This window comes from Oceanobacillus luteolus (assembly GCF_023715655.1).
Taxonomy (GTDB): Bacteria; Bacillota; Bacilli; order Bacillales; family Amphibacillaceae; genus Oceanobacillus; species Oceanobacillus luteolus.
Genome location: NZ_JAMBON010000076.1, coordinates 1 through 4666, shown reverse-complemented (window position 1 = coordinate 4666; position 4666 = coordinate 1). Strand labels below are relative to the sequence as shown.

Here is a 4666-nt window from a genome sequence, read left to right as displayed (position 1 = left end):
GGATGGAGTGTTACGGGCACGATGATTAGTTCTTCATGTGGCATAGAAAAGCACCTCCTTCAATTGATATTTCTATCTTAGCAAGAGGTGCTTCATTTTTGTATGCGTTGTTTGATTACGGGTTTACTACAAATCTTCACCGTATCCCTCTCTTCCAATACAATAATTATTAACTAATTTATGCAGTAAAACTCCTTTTCGATTGGACATTGCTTTCAATTCCTATAGACTACATCATCATTCTATAAACCGACAGTAATAAATAGTACAGGCGGACATAGAATGGTTTATTGATATCTAAACTGTTTTTGAAAGGTTGATGTATTTTGAAGCTTATAACCGTAATAGGTGCGCGGCCGCAATTTATCAAATCAGCACCTTTTTCTGACGTCTTTCGAAAAAAACATAAAGAGATAGTCATTCATACAGGGCAGCATTATGATAAAAATATGTCAGATATTTTCTTTAAGGAGCTCCGTATACCTGAACCAGATTATCATTTAGGGGTCGGCTCGGGAAATCATGGTTTCCAGACCGGAAGAATGCTTGAAAAGATTGAAGATATTATTTTAAAAGAAAAGCCTGATGGGTTACTCGTATACGGTGATACAAATTCTACTTTGGCTGGTGCATTAGCGGCTAGTAAATTACACATCCCTGTTTTTCATGTTGAAGCAGGCTTGCGCAGTTATCATAAACGCATGCCAGAGGAACAAAATAGAGTACTAACAGACCACATCTCTGATTTATTGCTATGTCCAACAAAAACCGCTGTAGAAAACTTGAAAAAGGAAGGAATTACTAAAGGGGTAATTCTTACAGGTGACATTATGTATGATACAGTCAATCGATTTATCAAACTATCAAATAGTCGTTATTCTAAAGATGCCTGGCTAGAATCCCTAAAGGCTGAGAATGAGGTAATTCCTTCTGATCTTCAAGAAAAAGAGTATTACCTTGCCACTATTCATCGAGCTGAAAATACGGACGACTTAAAAAAGCTGCAAATCATTTTTTCTGCTTTTGAAAAATTGGATAAACCGGTACTAATACCGTTACATCCGAGAACTCGTAAGTTAATTGATAAATTGAATATCAAATTTAAAAATGTAACGATCATCAATCCCGTCGGATATTTATTAATGCTTTACTTAACCGCAAACGCTTATATGATTGTGACTGATTCTGGAGGCCTTCAAAAAGAAGCTTACTTCCTGAAGACCCCATGTACAACACTAAGAGACCAAACGGAATGGGTTGAAACATTAGAATATGGGTGGAATATGTTAAGCCGAATAGAAGTACAAACAATCACTAAAACAGCTACGCGAAAATTAGACTGTCTGAAACATTCTCAAGCCCCCCTATTTGGAGATGGAAAAGCTGCGGAATATATATGTCAGGCGATATTAAAAAGAGCTTAAAAATAGAATCTTTTATTTACGGTTATAATTCTCCAATTTTCTTTTCACGACATTTCGCTTCAAGATCATCAATCATCTCAATTAAACGATCAATATAATCAACAACGAAAAAGCGTCAATCCCTCGATAGACAAAGGATTGACGCTTCGTTCTTAGTGATTCCGATTGGGCTCGAACCAACGACCTCTACCCTGTCAAGGTTTTTGAGTGGGGCAAGATCGTTGTCCGAGTCATATCAATGAATAAGTCTCTAGTGGACTCAACACGGACTTTAAATTTATTGAACACTAGGTTGTGTTCATTATATTACATAGTATATTAGTTGATTCTCGAGCTTGTCAAGACTAACAGTATCTTTTTCCTATTAGAATAGACGCAATTGTTGTCTAATTTTGTTATAATTGCTGTAATGGGGATTCGTGGGAAGTTTTATTTCATTTAGATATTCTTATTCATTACCCTCTAAATCTATAGTTGGGAAAATGCGAATCACCTCTTTAGTTACCCTTAGCATTTCATCTATTGTGTTTAAATGAAATTAAGAATCCTAAACTATCAGAATACATAAACAGGAAGTGAGACGACAATAATTAATAATAAATCGTGATTATCTTTAAATGGTAAAGATGGTAATGCAACGGGGATATAATGTTCATTATGTTCTCTCATATCACTTGAACAATCCTTTAAAGCCTTCAATCGTTGAGCTCGTAAGCTTCAATGTCATTAAAATAATCCCATACATAATTAGACCTCGCTTTTTTCATGCTTTTCATAGCGTGCTCTAAGTCATGATAATCTTTGCTCTCAAGGGAATCTACCGAATGATCATAGGGAATGTCCCCTACTGTTACATCTAACGTACTGATTAGTTACTTTCGTAAAAGAACATGCTCCCGCGGGATAACAGCGCCGATTAAAGCGATTCCCATCGCCAATAATGCAGACTTCGTCGTGCGTTCCTTGTATAAAATAAAGCCTCTAATCAATCAAACGATAGGCTGCAAAGCAAGGATGATTGTTGAACTTGCGACAGAAGTTAGTTTTAACAATCCGAACCATAGTGCAAAATGTAATGCTAGAAATAATCCTGAAAAGAATAACAATAGCCATTCCTTTTGGGATATTTTTTGGAATTCTTCCCGCCTTGTCCAGACAAAGGGGAATAATAAAATCGCTGCCATCCACATGCGGTACATACTGGATCGTTGCCGGTGCTTAAGACCCTTTTAACGAAGATGGCAGAGAATGATATTGCGATAATTGAGACGAATAACGGCAAGACAATCAACTCTGAAGAGTTTTCATTATTCAATGTTACATTCTCCTTGTTAGCTTAGAATAGGATATTGCATGGTAGCTAATCGATTATACTTCAGCTTGCGCAAGGGATAAGGAGAGCGCGATTTATGCGGCGATAGTTTTTCCTTTCTGTTATAGGATATAAATGCTCATCGATGTAAAAATAAGCTTTGTTTAACATCAACTGAATATCTTATAAATATGAAAAATATAATACTAAATAGACGAACACACATTTTTCCTTGTTTGCATATACTGCTAAGGGATTTCGAGAAAAGGAGTGTGTAAAAATGAGTGAAAAATGGAATATTAATGATCCGTATGTTTATCAGGCTTTAACGGCACTTCATAATCAATCCCTTGCCGTTCAAACGACACGTGGCTCAGTACGAGGTATATTACAACAGGTCATGCCTGATCATATCGTCATCATGATGGGCGGGGCACCATTCTATATTCGTACAGCGCAAATAATTTGGTTTCAACCGATAATGAGTGAATAAGCCAAGCTCCATCCAACATATGATGTCAATGATTATTATTTACGGATGGAGGCGTAAAGCTCATGATGAAACGTGTGAATAAAATCGCCATTGAGTTACCATATCCGGAACATGGCGATATGAATGCAGCTGCAGCTGTTCAGGAATTAATGGGAGGCAAATTCGGTGAAATGTCCACCTTAAACAATTACATGTTTCAATCCTTTAATTTTCGAGGCAAAAAAAAGCTAAAACCTTTTTATGATTTAATTGCAAGTATTACGGCGGAGGAATTTGGTCATGTTGAGTTAGTAGCGAATGCCATTAATCTACTTTCTATTGGCAATACCGTTCCTGGTGATCCTGACACAGCGCCACTGCAAAATGGGAAGGATGCCCGTTATTCTACACATTTTACAACTACCGCTCAAACAGCTTGGCCAGGTGATGGGATGGGAAGACCGTGGAATGGAACTTTTGTCAATAACAGTGGTACGCTCGTTGAGGACCTTCTCGCCAATTATTTATTGGAAATCGGTGCAAGAAACCATAAAATGCGTGTTTATGAAATGACTACCCATCCTACTGCCCTGGAAATGATTGGTTACTTACTCGTTCGAGGCGGAACGCACATTATTGCCTATGCGAAAGCACTCGAAGTAGCTACGGGGGTAGAGGTAGGCAAGATGCTTCCTGTTCCAAGTTTGGATAATAATAAATTTGATCACGCCAAAAAATTTATGGATCAAGGATTGTACAATGTATTGTATACATGGGGAGAAGAGGACTATCGGGATATCAACCAAATTTGGAAAGGAGTTAACCCTGAAACTGGCGAAACACTGAGAGTAATTGATGGAATGCCTAAGGGTGCGCCTGTGCCCGACTTCCCAGAACTTCCAGAGCAATTTGCCCCAGGGATTGATCGGGATGATTATCATCGGATTTTAAAACGTTTAAAAAGTAATATGTAATCTACAAAAAGAGCTAGGAGGAAATAATATGTACCCTATAGAATAGACACTTTAAAAAAAGAGTCTGCTCTATAGGGTACTTTTTGTATAATGAATAAAATAGAGATTGGGGAAAAAATATGAGTAAAAAAACATTCACACAGGGAGACATCAAGAGGTTATTAAATAACACCTATGTAAAATCAGTAAGTCCTAAGGGAATCTTATTCAGATGAATTTAAGCGGCTTTTTATTGCTGAATATGAGAATGGTAAGCTACCAAAGCAAATTTTTGAGTTGAGGGGGAGTGTAAACTGAACTGTGTAAGTAAGAGAGCGTACGGCTCTTACTTCGCAGTTTAGTTTTTTATTGTTAGAATCACTAGCGTTGCATAAATAATACCAGAATTTTCAGTTTTAATCTTTTTTCTATTAGAGCCAAAAAAGTAAATACCCAACTAAAGGTGGCTCCATTCATTTTTTTTACAATATACAATTAGACTTGA

At 37.0% G+C, this 4666-nt stretch carries 4 protein-coding genes and 2 pseudogenes; 5 read left to right on the top strand and 1 reads right to left on the bottom strand.

What is annotated here, in order from left to right; genetic code table 11:
- Positions 1-326 precede the first annotated feature (326 nt).
- On the top strand, positions 327-1424 hold the full coding sequence (gene wecB, locus M3210_RS19365) for a non-hydrolyzing UDP-N-acetylglucosamine 2-epimerase (protein WP_251517836.1): 1098 nt from the start codon (positions 327-329) through the stop codon (positions 1422-1424).
- A 905-nt stretch (positions 1425-2329) separates the two neighbouring features.
- On the opposite strand, the pseudogene M3210_RS19360 reads toward wecB, so the two are convergent.
- Positions 2330-2688: pseudogene (locus M3210_RS19360) on the bottom strand (EamA family transporter); the annotation flags it as partial.
- Between M3210_RS19360 and M3210_RS20655 the strand changes: the two are divergent.
- The 4 genes and pseudogenes from M3210_RS20655 to M3210_RS19345 form a co-directional block, all read left to right on the top strand.
- Complete coding sequence (locus M3210_RS20655) at positions 2639-2764, top strand: hypothetical protein (RefSeq protein ID WP_349774388.1); 126 nt, start codon at positions 2639-2641, stop codon at positions 2762-2764. The pseudogene M3210_RS19360 and the gene M3210_RS20655 overlap by 50 nt on opposite strands.
- A gap of 252 nt (positions 2765-3016) precedes the next feature.
- The gene (locus tag M3210_RS19355) at positions 3017-3229 is read left to right on the top strand and encodes a YuzF family protein (protein ID WP_251517834.1); all 213 of its coding nucleotides are present in this window, start codon (positions 3017-3019) and stop codon (positions 3227-3229) included.
- A gap of 62 nt (positions 3230-3291) precedes the next feature.
- Positions 3292-4182 (top strand): manganese catalase family protein, encoded by an 891-nt coding sequence (locus M3210_RS19350; RefSeq protein ID WP_251517831.1) that lies wholly within the window; start codon positions 3292-3294, stop codon positions 4180-4182.
- Between the two features lie 119 nt (positions 4183-4301).
- Positions 4302-4467, top strand: a pseudogene (locus tag M3210_RS19345) (HTH domain-containing protein); the annotation flags it as partial.
- Positions 4468-4666 lie beyond the last annotated feature (199 nt).